Here is an 18,288-nt window from a genome sequence, read left to right on the forward strand (position 1 = left end):
CTGTCGCATTCACGACGACCTTTCGGGACGCCGCTGCAGTTTTCACAGAATTAACAATGTGAATAGGTGTTGTTTCGGAAACAGTTATCTGAACGCTGTGTGGCGAATGGGTTAAACGGCGGGTCGTTTATCGGAGCCGGACAAGAATGCGTCGGGCACATTCGACACCGCCGATCGGAATTGTTCGGCAGCAACGACCGACTCCTCGCTCGATCCGCTCGGCCGCTCGTGCAGCGAGGCCGAACCCGGCCCGCCACTGCTCGACGCTCTGCGACAACACCTTCGAGCTGCGGGTCTTCGAGAAACGCGCGGTGGAATTCGGAGCGACACCGGCTCGCGCCGACACGTCACCGTCGATCCTGCGCCGCGTCGTGCCATGAGCATCGTCTCCCGACTCGGCCGATTTCTCAACCGGAAGCGCACACATGCGAGCGGTTCGAAGTAAATATCGAGCGTGTTAATTCTTCGCCCTCCCGCTATGCATTTGCCCACGATCGAGCTCTATTGACTCGATTTCGTCGACCCACATAACGTTGTCGCTGTTCGGATCACGAATCCGTCGAAGCCACACCACCCTAGGAGTTTCCATGCCGCAGCCGAATCACCTCCCTGGGCCGAACGCCGATATTTGGGATTGGCAGATGCACGGCCTGTGCCGTGGCGTCGACTCGTCCATGTTCTTCCACCCCGACGGCGAGCGGGGTCGGGCGCGAGCACAGCGAGAGATGCGCGCCAAAGAGATGTGCCGCAGCTGTCCGGTACTCGCTCAGTGCCGCACCCACGCACTCAACGTCAGCGAGCCGTACGGCATCTGGGGAGGGATGTCCGAGACGGAGCGCGAATTGCACGCCCGGCACAACCGCCGTCGCATCGCGGTCTGAGCACACGACATTCACAGCTGCACACACGACGAAGCCCCCAACCCGTTCGGGTTGGGGGCTTCGTCGTACTACCCGAAAATCAGTGAGCGTGTCCGTGGCCGGTTGCGGCCTCGGACTCCTCTTCGGGCTTCTCGACGATGGAGCTCTCCGTCGTCAGGATCATGCGCGCGACGGATGCGGCGTTGACCACGGCAGATCGGGTCACCTTCACCGGATCCACCACACCGTCGGCAAGCAGGTCGCCGTACGTCAGGGTCGCGGCGTTGAAACCGTGGCCCTTCGGCAACTCGGCCACCTTGCTGACGACGACGGAACCGTCGATGCCGGCGTTGGTGGCGATCCAGAACAGCGGTGCGTTCAGAGCAGTGCGCACCACTGCGACGCCGGTGGCTTCGTCACCGGTCAGGCCCAGATCGTCGGCAAGCGACAACGCGGCCTGAGTCAGAGCAGAGCCACCGCCGGGAACGATGCCTTCTTCCACCGCAGCCTTGGCCGCTGCAACTGCATCGTCGACGCGGAACTTGCGTTCCTTGAGCTCGGTCTCGGTTGCGGCACCGACCTTGATGACGGCGATGCCGCCGGAGAGCTTCGCGAGCCGCTCTTCGAGCTTTTCACGATCCCACTCGGAGTCGGTGTTCTCGATCTCGCGACGAAGCTGGCCGACGCGGGCATCGATGTCGTCCTGCGAGCCGGCACCGTCGACGATGGTCGTCTCGTCCTTGGTGACGACGACGCGACGCGCCCGGCCGAGGAGCTCGAGGCCGGCTTCCTTCAGGCTCAGGCCGACATCTGCAGTGATGACCTGGCCTGCGGTGACGACTGCGAGGTCGTCGAGGAACGCCTTGCGACGGTCGCCGAAGAACGGAGCCTTGACGGCAACGGCCTTGATCGTCTTGCGGATGGAGTTCACGACCAGAGTCGACAGAACCTCACCCTCGGTGTCCTCGGCGATGATCAGCAACGGCTTGCCGCTCTCGGCAACCTTCTCCAACAGCGGAAGGAAGTCGGGAAGCGAGGTGATCTTCTCGCGGTACAGCAGGACGTAGGCGTCTTCGAGCACAGCTTCCTGCGTGTCGACGTCGGTGACGAAGTACGGCGAGAGGTAGCCCTTGTCGAACTGGACGCCCTCGGTGACCGACAGCTCGGTGAGCAGCGTCGAGGACTCCTCGACGGTGACGACGCCGTCTGCACCGACGCGGGTGAGCGCCTCACCGACCAGCTCGCCGATCTCGGGGTCCCGCGAGGACACGGTGGCAACCTGAGCGATGGCCTGCTTGCCCTCGACCGGGGTGGCGGCGGCGAGCAGCGCCTCGGCAACCTTGTCGGCTGCCTTGGAGATGCCGGTGCCCAGCGCGATGGGGTTGGCTCCGGCGGCGATGTTCTTCAGTCCGCCGCGGACGAGAGCCTGTGCGAGAACGGTCGCCGTGGTGGTGCCGTCGCCTGCGACGTCGTTCGTCTTGGTGGCGACGCTCTTGACCAACTGGGCGCCGAGGTTCTCGAACGGATCTTCCAGGTCGATTTCACGAGCGATCGACACACCGTCGTTGGTGACCGTGGGGCCACCGAAGGCCTTGGAGAGGACGACGTGGCGACCACGCGGTCCGAGAGTGACCTTGACTGCGTCGGCGAGCTTGTCGACGCCGCGCTCGAGAGAGCGGCGTGCTTCCTCGTTGAATTGGATTTGCTTTGCCATGTTTCGGTGTTACTCCTTCGAGTAAAGAAACTCGATCGAACGCACTCCGCCCCGGGACCGACACTGAAATCGGATTCCGGGGCGGGATGCGTTGTGGCCTACTTGGCGATGACTGCCAGCACGTCGCGTGCCGACAGAATCAGGTACTCCTCGCCGGCGTACTTGATCTCGGTGCCGCCGTACTTGCTGTAGATGACGGTGTCACCTTCTTTGACGTCGACCGGGATTCGGTTGCCCTTCTCGGTGACACGGCCTTCGCCAACGGCGACGACGGTGCCCTCCTGGGGCTTCTCCTTGGCTGTGTCGGGGATGACCAGACCGGAGGCGGTCGTCGTCTCGGCCTCGTTGGCCTGGACGAGGATCTTGTCCTCGAGCGGCTTGATTTTCACGCTCGCCACGTTGAGCCCTCCAAAGTTATGGGGTACGCGTCCGGGGTCGGATCCCCGGACAGCTGTGTGTAAGTACTTCTCGTGCGGTCCTGACAAACTCGGCACGAAACTCGGTCCCGTCGTCGCGGGTGCCGGGACTTCGCTCGGTGCCAACTAGCACTCTATACACGAGAGTGCCAGCACTCAAGGGCTGGGTTCGCCAGGCTTGCGTTCGGGGGACCGACTCGGCCGGATCGCACTTCCACCCGACCCGCACCGGTCGCCTCGGCACGCGACACGGGGATTTCCACACTTTTTTCTCGATGCCGCGACACTGCCGAAGGTGCAGGTGAGGCCGCACCCGGGCCTGCGAAGTAACCGACCGAGCAGATTATTACGGTCGCGCAACGGGATCGGTAACGTTACGATAACGGAGCTGTCCGAACGATAACGATCGACAGCCGCGCCACGACTCGACAGACGAGAGGCACTGCACGACATCGGCGGAACCGAACGGTTCCCACACACGGACAACGGGGCGGAGGTACACCATGCGGGTAGGAGTCGGTGTATCGACCGGATCCGAGGGCGTGTGCGCAGCCCTGGTCACCGTCGAATCCGACGGCAGCCATGCAGTCGAGTACCGCACCGTCTCGGCGGATCGCCAGGCGAAGATCGATGTCGGTGATCTCGTGACGTCCGCGGTCGAGCTGATGGCGTCCCTCGTTCCCGGCGACCGACAGCCCGATTCCATCGCAGTCACCTTCCGAACCGAAGAACATGCGGCGCGCATCCGCGCTGCACTCGCACACACCACGCGAGACGTTCGGCTCGTTCCGGAAGCCGCCGCCGCGTCGGCACATCTGGCCACCACCGGTCTGGTCGACGGGTACGACACCATCGCCCTGGTGGACCTGGGAGCCAGTGGACTGTCGGTGACCGTGGCCCGCCGGACCGACGGTGTCGTTCTGTCCTACGGCCGATCCGAGGCCATCGGCGGCGTCGTTCTCGACGCACTGGTCAAGGACCTCGTTCAGAACATGACGCTCGACAATCTGCGAGACGACATTCGCGACGACCGCGGAATCGGATCGGCGCGGTACCGGGCGATCAAAGAACTGCTCTCACACGAGAACGAAGCACGCATCGAGCGATACAGCGGTGTACCGCTTACCGTGAGCCGCGCTGCATTCGAGACCGCTGCATCGCCCCTCTTCGACGAGGCAGCGCAGTTCGTGCGCAGCGTGTTCGACGAAAGCACCCACGAACCCGAGGCCATCGTGCTGATCGGCGGCGGTGCCCACATCCCGCTGCTGGCCACGTCTCTGGCCGACACGTTCCATGCACGCATCGTTCGCCTCCCCGAGCCGGATGCCGTGCTCGCCGTGGGCGCGGCCGTCGTCGCCGCATCGGTGACCGACAACGATTACCCCCTGGTCTCGGCCGCACGCCGGACTGCGGGCCGGATGGGTCGCTACTCGGGTGCGATCGCGGCGGCCGTCGTCGCAGGCGGGCTGGTCCTCGCCTACGGGCTGCAGACGATGACCCCGGCAGACGACCCCAGCGTGTCTCCTGCCGGTAGCGCCACCGAACCCGTCGCAGCCGGGGACGCAGGACGACCCGCAGCCGAGGGCTACTCGCCGAGCGATACGCCGACTTCGACCCGTTACTCGGCTGACCCGATCGGCCCCGCAGCGACCACAGCCGATTCCTCGCGTCCGACGTCCCGACTCCCCGCATCCTCCGCACCGACCACCACGCCGACGTTGCGGCCTGCTCCCGACCTCCCGCGGATCGACTGGCCCATGGATCCGGCACCGGAGTCGTCGTCGCCCGACGCGGGCACCAGCGTCACCGTCGAGCCGTCGACGCCGGTCTCGCCCGACCCCACGACGACGCCCGCGCCGACCACCAGCTCGCCTGTCGAGCCGACCCCGGCCCCGGGTGAGACTTCTGAACCCACCACGCCGTCCGGCCCGATCGAGCTCAGTCCAGGACCGACACCTCGGCCCTCGGCAGGGTCGGTTCCGGAAAGCTCGGAAGTCCCGACCGGATCGATCACCGTTCCCACGACGGTCGTCCGTGGCTCGGATCCCACCCCGGAATTGACCGCTCCGCCGACGGTCTGGTCACCACCACCTGCTGTGTCCGGTCAGAGCGTCGAACCCCGGACGTCACCGGACACGGCAGCGCCGCGGACCTCCGAGCCCGCTCAGGACGCTCAGCCGGGAACCTGACTGGTCGCGACCGACAGGCCGGGGTCGGTTACCGCTGTCAGAGCCGACGGTGCCGCGCCCCCGGCAACCAGGTGGGCACCGAGGGCGGCAATCATGACACCGTTGTCGGTACACAGCCGCGGCTTCGGAATTCGCAGCGTCAAACCCTGTTGCGCGCACCGTGATTCGATCAACGAGCGAATCCGCGAGTTGGCCGTTGCACCTCCACCGAGAACGACGGTATCGACGTTCACGTCGGTCGCGGCGCGAACCGCCTTCATCGTCAACACATCCGCAACGGACTCCTGGAACGACGCCGCGATGTCGGCGACCGGAATCGGATCTCCGGCCCGCTGACGGGCCTCGACGAAGCGGGCGACGGCCGTCTTGACCCCCGAGAACGAGAAGTCGTAGCGAGCGTCCCGTGGGCCGGTCATTCCGCGGGGAAAAGCAATCGCAGTCGGATCGCCTTCGCGCGCCGCATCGTCGAGCGCCGGACCGCCCGGGTAGCCCAGACCGAGCAGGCGGGCCACCTTGTCGAACGCCTCACCGGCCGCGTCGTCGACAGTGGTACCCAGCTCCGCGATGGGCTTGGACAAATCGTCGACGTGCAACAGATGAGTGTGTCCACCGGAGACCAGAAGTGCCACGCACGACGGCATCGGACCGTGCTCGAGGGTGTCGACCGCGACGTGGCCGCCCAGATGATTGACGGCGTAGAAGGGGACGTCCCACGCCGCTGCGTAGGCCTTGGCAGCGGCAACTCCGACCAGCAAGGCGCCGGCCAGTCCTGGTCCGATGGTCACTGCGACCGCGTCGGGACGATCGATGTCGGCGGCGGCGAGAGCGCGGCGCATCGTCGGAACCATGGCCTCGAGGTGGGCCCTCGACGCCACCTCGGGCACCACTCCGCCGTACCGGGCGTGCTCGTCGACACTGGATGCCACCTCGTCGGCCAGCAACTCGCACACACCCGAGTCGCGCCAGCGAACGATGCCGACTCCTGTTTCGTCGCAGGAGCTTTCGATACCCATGACGATCATCGGGCAGCCTCCGTCTTCTCCGGCCGACGCATTGTGAACGCATCGGCTCCGCTGGGCTGGTAGTACTTCGCCCTGGTACCCACGATCTCGAACCCTTCACGTCGGTACAACTCGATGGCCGGGTCGTTGTCGGTGCGCACCTCGAGAAACACCGGCCCACCGTGATCGTCGGCGACGCGCAACAATTCGCTCAACAGTCGTCCGCCGATCCCCCGGCGATGGTGCGCGGGATCGACTCCGATGGTGTGCACCTCGGCCTCACCGGCGACGAATGCGCCGCGGCTCGGTTGCCCCAGCAGAGAGATTCCCGCGTAACCGACGATCTCGCCGGCCTCCTTCGCCGTGACGTAATGATTGTGTGGCGCAGCCAGTTCCGCGACGAACGCATCTGCCGACCATGGGTCGTCACCCTCGAAGAGCACCGTCTCCAGATACGCGCATCGTGCGCAGTCGTGCACCGTCATCGGTTCGATCGTCACCGTCATCGAACGGCCTTCTCCGCAGCCCGTTCGGCGAGTGTCTTCGCGTCCGGGCGCCGCAGATAGAGCGGAACGAGCGGTCCCGGTGGCACCCCGCTGCCGATGTCGGTGGCAGCGACCCGAACCAACCCTGCCGGCGACGGGGCCTGCACGTCACGCACCGGCAACCCGAACAGTGCGGCATGCGGCGCGGAACCGGCAACAGCGTCGACACCTCCGTGCTCCAGTTCGGCCGGAGCGATCACGTCGGGGCCCGCTACCCGAACCCCGGCTTCGTAACGTGCCCAATAGATTTCACGACGACGTGCGTCCGTGACCACCAACAGCGATCCGGATTCGTCGACGTCAGCCGCGATCGCGTCGAGACTGCAGACACCGTGGACCGGCAGTCCGAGCGCATCACCGAATGCGGCCGCGGTCGCCATCCCCACCCGCAGGCCGGTGTACGGACCGGGGCCCACTCCCACGACGACGGCCGCCAGATCGGCAGCCACGATGCCGGCCTCGGCCAGGCACTCGAGGATGTGGGGAGTCAGAACCTCGGCGTGCGATCGCGCGTCGACCTTGATGCGGGTGGCGACGGTGGTGACATCGGCCCCGTCGGCAGCGGAGTCGGACAACCGCACCACACCTGCGGTGACGGCAGGGGTCGAGGTGTCCACGGCAAGTACGAGCACGAGGATCAAGGCTACCCGCCCGGTGGCCGCACCCAGCACTCCCGTAGCCGCGGCACCACGAACCTGGGATACCCGCATCGCACGCTTCGTCGAGTGCCGTTACGGGCGCGCCGGGCTTCGGTGCTCACTCGGGTGGGCGGCCGAGCGCATCGCCATTCACCCGTCGAGCACTCACCCTTCGGACGTCCGATTCCGGATCGCGTGACAAGCGCACGGAGACATGCTGATCCGTCAGGGTCTCCACCACGCCCTCGCCCCACTCGACGACGACGACGGCGTGCTCGAGATCGGTATCGAGGTCCAACGCGTCCAGCTCGTCGAACGCGGACTGTCCCGTCATACCCAGACGGTAGGCGTCGACGTGCACGAGAGCGACAGGCGGTAAACCGTTGGGGCGCAAGCCTGGTCGATGCTCGCGGGCGATGACGAACGTCGGTGAGGTGACGCGACCGTGCACCCCGAGACCCGCCGCGATCCCCTTGGTCATCGCGGTCTTCCCCGCACCGAGCGGACCGTCGAGTACGACGAGATCGCCGGCGACCAGAATGTCCGCGAGCCGAGCACCGAACTCGGCAGTGTCCGTCGCCGTCGCCAGTTCGGCCTCGACGGGCAGGTCGAGCCGGGAGTTCGGTGGACTCTCGGAATCAGACAACGCCCCACCGCTTCTTCTTGGGCTCCGAGGCTCGCGCCACCAGGCGAAGGATCGCACCGTTGACCTGTTCGGGGAACTCCAACTGCACCAGGTGCCCACCTTGACGCACCCGCACCATCTCCGATTTCGGCAGCGCGTCGGTGAGTGCCTCCGAACTCGCGAAGGGAATGATCCAGTCCTCGTCGCCGCACACCACCGACACCGGAATGTTCTCGAATTCCGCCAGAGCCGCCGACTCGTCGTGCAGTTCGAGGGTCTCGAGAAAATTCACGATGGTGACAACGGAGGTGTCGTCGATCATCGACTGCGAGAATGCCACCAGCCGAGGAGACACCCGCGTTCCGTACGAGGCCGCGCGCAGCACCGGTGAAATGATGGCGCGCACCGCTCCTCGCCCGAATTGCACCAGGCCGGGTGACGTGCGTACAGCCAGTCGAAAAGCGTCGACCGCCGGATTCTGCAGGCTCCGGCCGACTCCCGTCTGTGCGAGGCCGGCAGCCGTAGTGGAGATCAGCACGGCACCGATCACTCGCTGCCGGACGACGGACGACCGCTGGCGCGCCATGGAAAGAATCGACATCCCGCCCATCGAGTGCCCGACCAGGACGATGCGCCCCTTGGGGACGACCGAACGGATGACCGCGTCGAGGTCGAGACCGAGCTGACCGATGGTGCAACTGCTTGCACTGGGCACCCCGGAGCGGCCGTGACCGCGCTGGTCGTAGAACACCATGCGCACGCTCGAACCCCACTGCTGTTCGAGCGCACGTCGTTGGAAATGCCACGACGACATGCGCAGGCAGTATCCGTGCACGAACACGACGGTCAGTTGTGCATCCGCCGGCCCCACCTCACGGACCGCCAGCGGAACACCGTCGTCCGCCGTGACGATACTGCCTCGATCGGCGTCCATCAGGTCGAGATTCTCGGTCGCCAGCGGATCCTTGTTGGATCGAAACGCCGTCTCCCGCACCACTATCGCAAGACTCTCCAGCAATCCCAGCATGGCCTACTTCGTCGCCTCCCCTGAGCGCGTGCCGACGAAACGACGTCGAACACGTCCACGAACGCCGGTGACGACCTCGTAGCCGATGGTGTCGAGCGCATCCGCCCAATCCTGAGCGTGCGGCTCTCCGCTGTCCCCCGGCCCGAACAGTATCGCCTCGTCGCCGATGGCGACACCCGAGCTGTCGCCGCCGAGATCGACGACGAATTGGTCCATGCACACGCGCCCCACCGACGGGTAGCGACGACCGTCGATGGTCACCTCGAAACGACCGCTGAGTCGGCGTACGACCCCGTCGGCATAACCCAGCGCCACCAGTGCGACCACGGTGTCGGTCGGAGCTGTCCAGGTGTATCCGTACGACACCGATTCACCTCGGTTCACCTTCTTGATGTGGGCCACCTGCGCGGACAATGTCATGACCGGACGCAAGCCGAAATCTCCCATATCGGGCACCGGCGACAGGCCGTACAGCGCAATACCCGGACGCACCATGTCGAAACCGAGGTCCGGCCTGGTCAGCGTTGCCGCCGAGTTGGACAGATGCACGACGGCCGGCGAGATACCGCGCCGGCCGGCGCGGGCAACAGCGTCGCGGAGCCGCTCTGCCTGGGCGTCGTTGGCCGGGTGATTCGGTTCGTCGGCACAGGCGAGATGCGAGAACATCCCTGTCAATCGCACGGACCCCTCGGCGACAGCCGACGCGGTGGCATCCAGGACGACATCGAGGTCCGCCCGCGCAACGCCGTTGCGATTGAGGCCGGTATCGATCTTGAGCGAGAGGTCGGCGGTGAGACCGGTCCGCCTGGCTGCGGCGATCACCGAGTTCAGCTGGCCGGCCGTGGAGACCCCGACTCCGATGTTCTCGGCGATCGCAGCACCGAAGTCCGAATCGGCCCGGTGCAGCCACGCCAGCACCGGCACGGTGATTCCGGCTGCGCGCAGTTCGAGGGCCTCGCCGATGGTCGTGACCCCGAATTCGTGCACGCCCGCCGCGACGGCAGCGTGTGCCACGGGGCCTGCCCCATGGTTGTAGGCGTCGGATTTCAGGACGGCCATCACGGCGGCGTCGCCTGCGACTTCCTGCAGAACCCGGACATTGTGGGCCACGGCATCGAGATCGACGGTTGCCAGAGCACCCGAATCCGTCCGCGGATCGGTCTCCACGTCGCCGTTACCGATAGTCACAACATTCGATAGTGCCATCCCTGCCGCACACACCACGGATCAGGTGGCACAACTCATGACACACCGTTAGGTCGGCCGGCGAGCCCAGTGCAGCTCAGACAGCGACCGAGCGGACCGTCCGGATGGCTTCTCGCAGGCTGTTCGACAACGGTGTCGCCGAGATCGGGGCGGCGAATTCGCCATCGGCTCCGTGCGCGGCATGGGCTGCGGCCAGTGCGTGCACTTTGGCCCCGCACGCGGCCGCGGTCGACGGTGCCATTCCGGTTGCGAGTAGGGCACCGAGGACGCCGGACAGCACGTCCCCGGATCCGGCGGTGGACGCGGCGGATCCGCCCGCGTCACTGACGAACGCGGTGCCGTCCGAGTCGGCGACGACCGTCGCGCGGCCCTTGAGCAGCACGGTGACGCCCCACCGAGCGGCGAGGCCTCGTACGGCCGCTACGCGGTCGGGACCGGGTTCCGATCCGGTCAGGCGGGCGAACTCCCCGGCGTGCGGGGTCAACAGCGTCGCTGCTGTGCGATCGACGACCCACTGCTCGTTGTCCGCGAGGATCGTCAATGCATCGGCGTCGACGACCACCGGCAGATTCGATTCGAGAACTCGACGCACGATGTCCGCCGAGGATTCGTCCGTGCCGAAGCCGGGGCCGACGACCCACGACTGCACCCTCCCCGCTGCATCCAGATCCGGTGCGACGACGACCTCCGGGTGGTGCGAGACCACTTCTGCGCCGGCACTTCCCACGTACCGAACCATCCCGGACGTGGCGGCGACGGCTGCGCCGACACACAGCAACGCGGCCCCGGGATACGTGGCGCTGCCGGCCAACACGCCGACGACTCCCTGCGAGTACTTGTCGTCCGACGCGGTGGGAATCGGCCAGATTCGGCCTACGTCGGCCGGCTCGAAGGACTCGATCTCCGGTGCCGGCAGGGTCAGCCCGATGTCGATCACGTCGATTCGGCCACAACGAGGTACGGCCAACACGTGCACCGGTTTGCGAGCGCCGAACGTGACGGTGACATCGGCGGTCACCGCCGGTCCCGACACCTCACCGGTTTCTGCATCGACGCCACTGGGGATGTCCACGGAGACGATGGGCGCGGTGATCCGGTCGACCATCCCGGCAGCGTGGGGACGTAGCGGACCCTTCCCTGATATCCCGACGATAGCGTCGATGACGAGGTCCGGATCGTCCGGCTCCGTGACGACCCGTCCCCCCGAGGCTCGCAGGGCCGCAAGACCTTCGGCGTGCACACGGTCCGGATCGAGCAGCAGCGCGGACACCGCGACGCCGCGCCTGCGCAGGAACGCACCTGCCCACAGGCCGTCTCCGCCGTTGTCTCCCGATCCGACCAGTATCAGTACCCGTCGCCCCGCGACGCCGCCGGTTCGCGAGAAGAGCTCGCGCGCCACCACCGAGGCCAAACCGTACGCAGCGCGGCGCATCAACGTGCCGTCGGGCAACGATTGCAGCAGCGGAGCCTCGGCGTTCCTGATCTGCTCGGGTGTGTAGTAGCCGCGCATGCCGAGGTCCTCCCGCTCGTGCCGTCAAGTGTGTCGAGCCCCGCCGATCCTTCTACTCGACCGTGACGGACTTGGCCAGATTTCGCGGCTTGTCCACGTCGTAGCCGCGCGCCTGAGCGACCTCGGCTGCGAAGACCTGCAGCGGAATCGTCGAGAGCAACGGCTGCAGCAGTGTCGACGCCGCCGGGATCTCGATGAGACTGTCCGCGAAAGGCCGGACCGCTTCGTCGCCCTCCTCCGCGATGACGACCGTCCGAGCGCCGCGGGCCTGGATCTCGCGGATGTTGCTGAGCATCTTCGAGTGCAGCACCGCACGGCCCTTCGGCGACGGCATGACGATGATGACCGGAACGCCGTCCTCGATCAGCGCGATCGGACCGTGCTTGAGCTCACCGGCGGCGAAGCCCTCCGCATGCATGTAGGCGAGCTCCTTGAGCTTGAGCGCGCCTTCGAGAGCGACGGGGTAACCGACGTGTCGACCGAGGAACAGGATCGTCGACGACGTCGACAGCTCGCGCGCCAGCGCACGCACCGGCTCGACCGTCTCCAGCACCCGCTGCACCAACTCCGGCATCGCTTCGAGCTCGGCGAACTCGCGCGCCACCTCGTCCGGGTACTTGGTGCCGCGCGCCTGAGCGAGAGCCAAGCCGACGAGGTAGTTCGCGGTCACCTGGGCGAGAAACGCCTTGGTCGACGCGACGCCGATCTCCGGACCTGCACGCGTGTACAGAACTGCGTCGGCCTCGCGGGGAATCTGCGAGCCGTTGGTGTTGCACACCGCAAGAACGCGCGCCTTCTGGTCCTTGGCGTGCCGCACTGCTTCGAGGGTGTCGGCGGTCTCGCCGGACTGCGAGATGGCCACGACCAGGGTCGACCGATCCAGTACCGGGTCGCGATAGCGGAACTCGCTGGCCAGTTCCACTTCCACCGGCAGCCGGGTCCAGTGCTCGATGGCGTACTTGGCGAGCAGACCCGAATGGTAGGCACTGCCACAAGCGACGACGAACACCTTGTCGACGTCACGCAGTTCCTGATCGGAAAGACGCTGCTCGTCGAGCACGATCCGGCCCTTGTCGAAGTGGCCGAGCAACGTGTCGGCCACGGCGGCGGGCTGCTCCTGGATTTCCTTCAGCATGAAGTAGTCGTGGCCGCCCTTCTCGGCGGCCGCGAGGTCCCAATCGATCCGGAACGGACGCCCCTGCGCCTCGTTGCCGTCGAAATCGCTGATGTCGTAGCCATCGGCCGTGATGACGACGACCTGGTCCTGCCCGAGTTCGACGGCGTCGCGCGTGTGCTCGATGAATGCTGCGACATCGGACCCGAGGAACATCTCGCCCTCGCCGACTCCGAGCACCAGAGGGGTGGACCTACGCGCAGCGACGATCGTGTCCGCGTGATCGGAATGAGTGAAGACCAGCGTGAACGCACCTTCGAGGCGACGCAGCACCGCCTTCGCACTGGCGACGAAATCGCCCGCGGTGGGCCCGTCCGCGTATGCCCGAGCGACGAGGTGGACAGCGACCTCGGTATCGGTGTCGGACAGGAACTCCACACCCGCCGTTTCGAGTTCGGCACGCAGCGGACCGAAGTTCTCGATGATGCCGTTGTGCACCACCGCCACCGTTCCGGACGCGTCGCGATGTGGGTGAGCGTTGCGGTCGGTCGGACGCCCGTGCGTCGCCCACCGCGTGTGTCCCATGCCGGTGGTCCCGACGAACGTATCGGTGCCGATGTCGTCCAGTTCGGCCTCGAGGTTTGCCAGACGCCCGGCCTTGCGCTCCACCGCGGTAGAGCCCGCGCCGTCCAGTATCGCGATTCCTGCGGAGTCGTAGCCCCGATATTCCATACGCCGAAGCGCCTCGACCACCACACCCAAAGCTGGGCGGTGGCCGACATATCCAACGATTCCGCACATGGTGCATCAGGGTACTCGGCACGACGCGCACGACCCATTCGCTCAGGTCGCCGTGTCCGGCGTCCCCATACCCGAGCACATTCGGTAGCGTCATCTCTCGTGGCGAAACCGAAGAAGCTGGCATCTGCTCTCTCCAAGCGTGGCCCGCACAAGGTACTCAGAGGGAACCTGGCCCTGGCCGGGCAACCTGGCGTCGTCTACACCCCGGCCGAAGGCTTCGGCCTGCCCGGTGTGGCGTTCGCGCACGGTTGGATGCTGCGCCCCGGCAGTTACACCGACACCCTGAAGCACCTGGCGTCGTGGGGGTTCGTCGTGGCAGCACCCGACACCGAGCGTGGCCTCGTGCCCTCGCACCGCGGACTCGCCGCCGACCTGGGCACTGTGCTCGACATCATGACCGGCGTTCGCCTGGGCTCGGGCAACATCAGCGTGCATCCCGAGAATCTGGCCACAGTCGGTCACGCGATGGGCGCCGGGACCGCCGTACTCGCTGCCTCCCGACGACCGGATGTCAAAGCGGTCGCCGCCCTGTTTCCGGCACCGACGGCACCGTCGTCCGAGGACGCCGCCGCAGGCCTCGACGTGCCCGGACTGGTCGTCGGCGACAGCTCGAACGCAGATTCGCTCAACGACAATTCACTGGCTCTCGCCCAGGCCTGGCACGGACCATCCGTCCTCCGACGGATCGACGGCTCGACGGCAGACGGATTCGTCGAAGGCCGGCGAATGCTCCGCGCACTGGGAGTCAACAGCTCCGACCGCAAGACCCAGCAACGCACCCGCGCTGTACTGACCGCATTTCTGCTCTACCACCTGACCGGCGACTCCGACTACGAGGAATTGGCCGGAACGAACGGCGACATCGCCGGCACCCGTGCTGTCGATCCTCACGCGCCGCTGACCGAGCAGCCCAAGCCGAAGGCGACCGCGTCGATCAAGGCATTGCTGGGTCGCGGCTGACCCACCGGGCTCGGCGTCGTCACACCAGCCACGATCGGGGTTGCTCGTCGGGGTCCGGTTCGACGTGTGGTGCGCCGTGCCGCCGATCCAGGTGAGCCGGGCGCAGGACCGAGCCCGCCGCCGACCGAGTGTCGCTTCCACTCAATGGGTCCGAAACCCCCTGTCCCACATGGGTTCTCGCCGGTTCTCTTGGATTTCGTAGCCGTTCGGCGGTATCCGCCATCGCCGACCGATGCGCGTCGCGAATACGGTGCAGTTCACGACGCCACGCGGGGTCCGGATTCACAGTGCACCCGCCTCGCTCAAGCCCGCGCCGGACCCCGCCGAGCTGGGCTGAGGTTCGGTGACCGGAGGGGCCACGGGAGCTGCAGGTACCTCATGAGTCTCGTTCGAGCCCTGCCGGACGGAGCGCTCCTCGCCCGAAGTTTCAGGAACGCATACCTCCGGGGTGTCCGCGGTCGATGCGGGCTGCAAGTCCGTCGGTTCACTACCCACCTGCGGCTCGTCGGCCGGTGCGACATCCACCGGCGGTGAGGTCGCTGTGTTCTGCTCGGGAGCGCCGGACTCGGCAGAAGGAGGTGCCGGTTCGATCTCGGGTTCTGCATCGGGTGTGGTTCGATCCCCCGCGGCGGGCTCCGGCGGTTCCACGGTCGCCGAAGACCGGTTCGACACCCCGACACCGCTCGGATCGACGGTCCCGGGAACTTCGACGATCTCCGGCAATCCGAAAGGACCAACGCGCAACTCGAACGTGCGCACCCCGAGGCCCGGTGTCTCGAGTCGAAGCGATACGGCCCCATCGTGTTCGAGCGCGATACGGGCACGATGGCCGTCGAGTTCGGCCTCGAGATGGCCGCGCTCGCCGACGACCTTCGATGCATCACCGAATTCCGGCGACGGTATCGAAGCGGGCGGATCATCGAGCGTTGCAGTCGGATTGGGTTCTGCGGTGGGGTCGGGTTCTGAGGCGGGGTCGGGTTCTGCGGTGGGGTCGGGTTCTGCAGTGGGGTCGGCATCGGTCTCGTCGCCGAGACTCCCGTCGTCGGTCGTGTCACCGAGCGCCTCGACAACCCGGCCCACGATGTCGTCCACAATGCCGTCGACGAGTCCGGCGACTGCATCGACCCGACTGTCTTCACGACCATTGTCGTTCTCGGTTTCGCCCCACGCTTTGGGACCGGTGGCACGTGCATCCGGAGCAGGTGCCGGTTGCGCCGGCGGAGCCGAGGCCGGCACCTCGGACGGAGGGTGGGCTGCCGATGCGGGTCCGGTGACGGCTGCCTCTCCCCCAGCTCCGGCCGTGACCGCCGCAGGGCAGTTCTCGGGCGACGACCGCTCACTCGATTTCTCAGCAACAGCCAGTGGCACCCAACTGCGCTCGTCGAGCTCGTCGAACACGGGGTGGACGACTTCCTCGATGACCTTCACCACCAGGGCCAGGCACTCTCGAACGGCCGTGTCCGTGGCCATGCAGGCAGACGACGTTGCGGCACACGTGCGTTGCACATGTGGCACGAACTCGCCCTCGATCCATTCTCGAGACCGGTCGGCGACCTCGGCCGCGAACTCGTCCGATACGTCTGCTCGCGCGAATCGCTCGGCCCATTCCGGAAACGCCGGTGCCAGGCGGGCGAACACGGTTGCCCGGTCGACCGGGACGCACTCGATGCCCGAGGCCAGCAGAAGCGCATCGATTCGGTCGGGATCGTGTCCTTCCACGGCGTCGGTATCGAGGCTTCCGACGAGCTCGGCCTTGTCGGTCACAGCCTCACGCAGTACGTCCACAGCCGCGTACATCGTTTGCAGCGCATCCTCGACCGAGTCGAGAAGCACCCCTGCTCTCTCCTGCTCGGTGGCCACATATCGCTGGGCCGTCTCACCGGCGTCACCGTGCCACCGCAGTCGAAGAACGATCAGGAGCTGCGTCTGCTCGTCCAATTGTTCACCCAGCGCCGCAGCCATAGCCCCGACCGCATCTGCGTCGGACGCCAGAGCCTCCAGGTTCAGGCCGCGCTGCTCGTCGTACCGTGCACACACCTCGTCGTAGCGCGGGACTTCGCTGCCGGGAACGCGCTCGGCCAACGGCAGGAAACGCTCGAAATACAGCAGCCCGACGGCATTGGCGTCGAGAATCTCGTCGACCGATGCTGCCTCGGCGGGCGAGGTGGAAGAAACAGTCACCGCAACGAGTCGATCGCGTGGGCACCGGCGTCGTCCTGTATTTCGTACGCGCTCATCGCGGCGACGAGGGCATCCGCGATGTCGTCGACCGACGATCGCCACACCCCGACGGCTCGCCCGAGCCCGGAGTGGGCGTCGAGATAGGCCGCGCCCAGGTCTCCGTAGTTCCGTCCTGCGGCGGCGGTACCGAATCCCGGTGATGCGATCGAATCGGCTGCCGTGCCCAGGGCCTCCGCCGACGCCGTCATCGAGTCCGCCACCTCGCGCACGCGGACCGCGTCCACCCAGAATCCGTCGCTCATCGCCCGCCCGTTCCCGCTCGAAGTGCCCCTTTCCCTCTATGACGTGCGCCGACTCCCATCGGTTCCCCGGCGAGCGGTAACGTCCCGATACGAAACGTCGGTAACAGACAACCGAGCAGCTCCACCAGCTACTCGAGAACGAGGAGTCCCATGCACATCGGAACGATGCTGAACTACAGCGGTGGTTTCACCGAGACCGTTGCCGAGGTAGCCGAACTCGAGAAGGCGGGCCTCGACATCATCTTCGTGCCCGAGGCCTATTCTTTCGACGCCGTCAGTCAACTCGGGTTCCTTGCGGCCAAGACGAGCACGATCAAGATCGCGTCGGGCATCTTCCAGATCTACACGAGAACGCCGTCGCTGACGGCCATGACGGCCGCCGGCCTCGACTACGTTTCCGACGGGCGCTTCGTTCTCGGACTCGGCGCATCCGGGCCACAGGTCGTCGAGGGTTTCCACGGCGTCAAGTACGACGCACCCATCGCCAGAACCCGTGAGGTCATCGAGATCTGCCGCCAGGTGTGGCGTCGAGAAAAAGTGCAGTATCAGGGCAAGCACTACCAGATCCCGTTGCCGGCGGACAAGGGAACCGGCTTGGGCAAGCCACTCAAGCTGATCAATCACCCTGTGCGCGAACGAATTCCGGTCGTCATCGCCGCTCTCGGACCGAAGAACGTCGAGCTCACCGCAGAGATCGCAGAGGGCTGGCAGCCCATCTTCTACTTCCCGGAGAAGGCAGCCGACGTGTGGGGCGAATCGCTGGCCGCAGGCAAGGCCAAACGCGATCCGTCACTCGGCGAACTCGAGGTGTTCGCCAGTCCCACCCTGGCCATCGGCGAGGACGCGGACAAGTACCTCCCCTGGGTCAAGCCGCACCTGGCGCTCTACATCGGCGGCATGGGAGCCAAGGGAAAGAACTTCTACAACTCCCTTGCTCAGCGCTACGGCTACGAAGCCGAGGCCGAGAAGATTCAGGACCTGTACCTCGCCGGCAAGAAAGAGGAAGCAGCAGCGGCGGTTCCGGACGAGCTCGCGCGTTCGGTGAATCTCATCGGACCGGAGAGCTACGTCAAGGAGCGCGTGGCAGCCTTCGCCGAAGCCGGCGTGACGACACTCAACGTCGCACCGTTGGCCGAGGACACCGCAGGACGCGTCGCGCAGCTCACCGCCTTGCGAGAACTCACCGCCTGACGATCGGA

General features: G+C 66.3%; 16 protein-coding genes. 4 read left to right on the plus strand and 12 right to left on the minus strand.

Annotation, left to right across the window (positions count from 1 at the left end; genetic code table 11):
• Positions 1-587: 587 nt before the first annotated feature.
• Positions 588-881 carry a WhiB family transcriptional regulator gene (locus J2X62_RS00345; RefSeq protein ID WP_027496361.1) on the plus strand — a complete coding sequence of 98 codons (294 nt, stop codon included), beginning with the start codon at positions 588-590 and terminating at the stop codon, positions 879-881.
• A 79-nt stretch (positions 882-960) separates the two neighbouring features.
• Here the strand turns inward: J2X62_RS00345 and groL are convergent, their stop codons facing one another.
• Together groL and groES are read right to left on the minus strand one after the other, a co-directional pair.
• The gene (gene groL, locus J2X62_RS00350) at positions 961-2,574 is read right to left on the minus strand and encodes a chaperonin GroEL (RefSeq protein WP_027496360.1); all 1,614 of its coding nucleotides are present in this window, start codon (positions 2,572-2,574) and stop codon (positions 961-963) included.
• Positions 2,575-2,672: 98 nt separating this feature from the next.
• Positions 2,673-2,972: a co-chaperone GroES gene (groES, locus tag J2X62_RS00355; RefSeq protein WP_008718149.1), complete on the minus strand. Its 300-nt coding sequence runs from the start codon at positions 2,970-2,972 to the stop codon at positions 2,673-2,675.
• Between the two features lie 521 nt (positions 2,973-3,493).
• Here groES and J2X62_RS00360 point away from each other — a divergent pair.
• Positions 3,494-5,179, plus strand: a complete 1,686-nt coding sequence (locus J2X62_RS00360; RefSeq protein ID WP_310176108.1) for an Hsp70 family protein — start codon at positions 3,494-3,496, stop codon at positions 5,177-5,179.
• Here J2X62_RS00360 and tsaD read toward each other — a convergent pair.
• The 8 genes from tsaD to glmS all read right to left on the minus strand — a co-directional run bounded on the left by tsaD (position 5,164) and on the right by glmS (position 13,646).
• A complete protein-coding gene (tsaD, locus tag J2X62_RS00365; RefSeq protein ID WP_094650135.1) occupies positions 5,164-6,201 on the minus strand; it encodes a tRNA (adenosine(37)-N6)-threonylcarbamoyltransferase complex transferase subunit TsaD in 1,038 nt (345 codons plus the stop codon). The two genes, J2X62_RS00360 and tsaD, sit on opposite strands and share 16 nt — an antisense overlap.
• Entirely contained in the window at positions 6,198-6,686 is a 489-nt protein-coding gene (gene rimI, locus J2X62_RS00370) for a ribosomal protein S18-alanine N-acetyltransferase (protein ID WP_027496358.1), read from the minus strand. Before rimI ends, tsaD begins: the two co-directional genes overlap by 4 nt.
• A complete protein-coding gene (gene tsaB, locus J2X62_RS00375) occupies positions 6,683-7,357 on the minus strand; it encodes a tRNA (adenosine(37)-N6)-threonylcarbamoyltransferase complex dimerization subunit type 1 TsaB (RefSeq protein WP_310179201.1) in 675 nt (224 codons plus the stop codon). The genes rimI and tsaB overlap by 4 nt, the downstream gene beginning before the upstream one ends.
• 124 nt (positions 7,358-7,481) lie before the next feature.
• Positions 7,482-8,009, minus strand: coding sequence for a tRNA (adenosine(37)-N6)-threonylcarbamoyltransferase complex ATPase subunit type 1 TsaE (gene tsaE, locus J2X62_RS00380; protein WP_032383655.1), 528 nt, complete (start codon positions 8,007-8,009; stop codon positions 7,482-7,484).
• On the minus strand, positions 8,002-9,015 hold the full coding sequence (locus J2X62_RS00385; RefSeq protein WP_027496355.1) for an alpha/beta fold hydrolase: 1,014 nt from the start codon (positions 9,013-9,015) through the stop codon (positions 8,002-8,004). The genes tsaE and J2X62_RS00385 overlap by 8 nt, the downstream gene beginning before the upstream one ends.
• 3 nt (positions 9,016-9,018) lie before the next feature.
• Positions 9,019-10,221, minus strand: coding sequence for an alanine racemase (gene alr / locus J2X62_RS00390; protein WP_094716600.1), 1,203 nt, complete (start codon positions 10,219-10,221; stop codon positions 9,019-9,021).
• Between the two features lie 76 nt (positions 10,222-10,297).
• Positions 10,298-11,731: an NAD(P)H-hydrate dehydratase gene (locus J2X62_RS00395; protein ID WP_204857422.1), complete on the minus strand. Its 1,434-nt coding sequence runs from the start codon at positions 11,729-11,731 to the stop codon at positions 10,298-10,300.
• A 52-nt stretch (positions 11,732-11,783) separates the two neighbouring features.
• Entirely contained in the window at positions 11,784-13,646 is a 1,863-nt protein-coding gene (gene glmS, locus J2X62_RS00400; protein WP_032388213.1) for a glutamine--fructose-6-phosphate transaminase (isomerizing), read from the minus strand.
• 99 nt (positions 13,647-13,745) lie between these two features.
• Between glmS and J2X62_RS00405 the strand changes: the two genes are divergently transcribed.
• The gene (locus tag J2X62_RS00405; RefSeq protein ID WP_283348291.1) at positions 13,746-14,606 is read left to right on the plus strand and encodes a dienelactone hydrolase family protein; all 861 of its coding nucleotides are present in this window, start codon (positions 13,746-13,748) and stop codon (positions 14,604-14,606) included.
• A gap of 282 nt (positions 14,607-14,888) precedes the next feature.
• Here the strand turns inward: J2X62_RS00405 and J2X62_RS00410 are convergent, their stop codons facing one another.
• Complete coding sequence (locus J2X62_RS00410) at positions 14,889-16,787, minus strand: hypothetical protein (protein ID WP_310176118.1); 1,899 nt, start codon at positions 16,785-16,787, stop codon at positions 14,889-14,891.
• Complete coding sequence (locus J2X62_RS00415) at positions 16,784-17,089, minus strand: type VII secretion target (RefSeq protein ID WP_310176121.1); 306 nt, start codon at positions 17,087-17,089, stop codon at positions 16,784-16,786. Before J2X62_RS00415 ends, J2X62_RS00410 begins: the two co-directional genes overlap by 4 nt.
• Before the next feature lie 150 nt (positions 17,090-17,239).
• Between J2X62_RS00415 and J2X62_RS00420 the strand changes: the two genes are divergently transcribed.
• A complete protein-coding gene (locus J2X62_RS00420; RefSeq protein WP_027496347.1) occupies positions 17,240-18,280 on the plus strand; it encodes an LLM class F420-dependent oxidoreductase in 1,041 nt (346 codons plus the stop codon).
• Positions 18,281-18,288 lie beyond the last annotated feature (8 nt).

Origin of the sequence: Rhodococcus sp. 3258 (genome assembly GCF_031456475.1) — a bacterium.
GTDB classification, from domain to species: Bacteria; Actinomycetota; Actinomycetes; order Mycobacteriales; family Mycobacteriaceae; genus Rhodococcoides; species Rhodococcoides fascians.

What these genes read in the sequence shown, in the direction of transcription:
- J2X62_RS00345 (WP_027496361.1), top strand. Translation starts at nt 588, where the DNA reads ATGCCGCAGCCGAATCACCTCCCTGGGCCGAACGCCGATATTTGGGAT.
- groL (WP_027496360.1), bottom strand. Translation starts at nt 2,574, where the DNA reads ATGGCAAAGCAAATCCAATTCAACGAGGAAGCACGCCGCTCTCTCGAG.
- J2X62_RS00360 (WP_310176108.1), top strand. Translation starts at nt 3,494, where the DNA reads ATGCGGGTAGGAGTCGGTGTATCGACCGGATCCGAGGGCGTGTGCGCA.
- tsaD (WP_094650135.1), bottom strand. Translation starts at nt 6,201, where the DNA reads ATGATCGTCATGGGTATCGAAAGCTCCTGCGACGAAACAGGAGTCGGC.
- rimI (WP_027496358.1), bottom strand. Translation starts at nt 6,686, where the DNA reads ATGACGGTGACGATCGAACCGATGACGGTGCACGACTGCGCACGATGC.
- J2X62_RS00385 (WP_027496355.1), bottom strand. Translation starts at nt 9,015, where the DNA reads ATGCTGGGATTGCTGGAGAGTCTTGCGATAGTGGTGCGGGAGACGGCG.
- alr (WP_094716600.1), bottom strand. Translation starts at nt 10,221, where the DNA reads ATGGCACTATCGAATGTTGTGACTATCGGTAACGGCGACGTGGAGACC.
- J2X62_RS00395 (WP_204857422.1), bottom strand. Translation starts at nt 11,731, where the DNA reads ATGCGCGGCTACTACACACCCGAGCAGATCAGGAACGCCGAGGCTCCG.
- glmS (WP_032388213.1), bottom strand. Translation starts at nt 13,646, where the DNA reads ATGTGCGGAATCGTTGGATATGTCGGCCACCGCCCAGCTTTGGGTGTG.
- J2X62_RS00415 (WP_310176121.1), bottom strand. Translation starts at nt 17,089, where the DNA reads ATGAGCGACGGATTCTGGGTGGACGCGGTCCGCGTGCGCGAGGTGGCG.
- J2X62_RS00420 (WP_027496347.1), top strand. Translation starts at nt 17,240, where the DNA reads ATGCACATCGGAACGATGCTGAACTACAGCGGTGGTTTCACCGAGACC.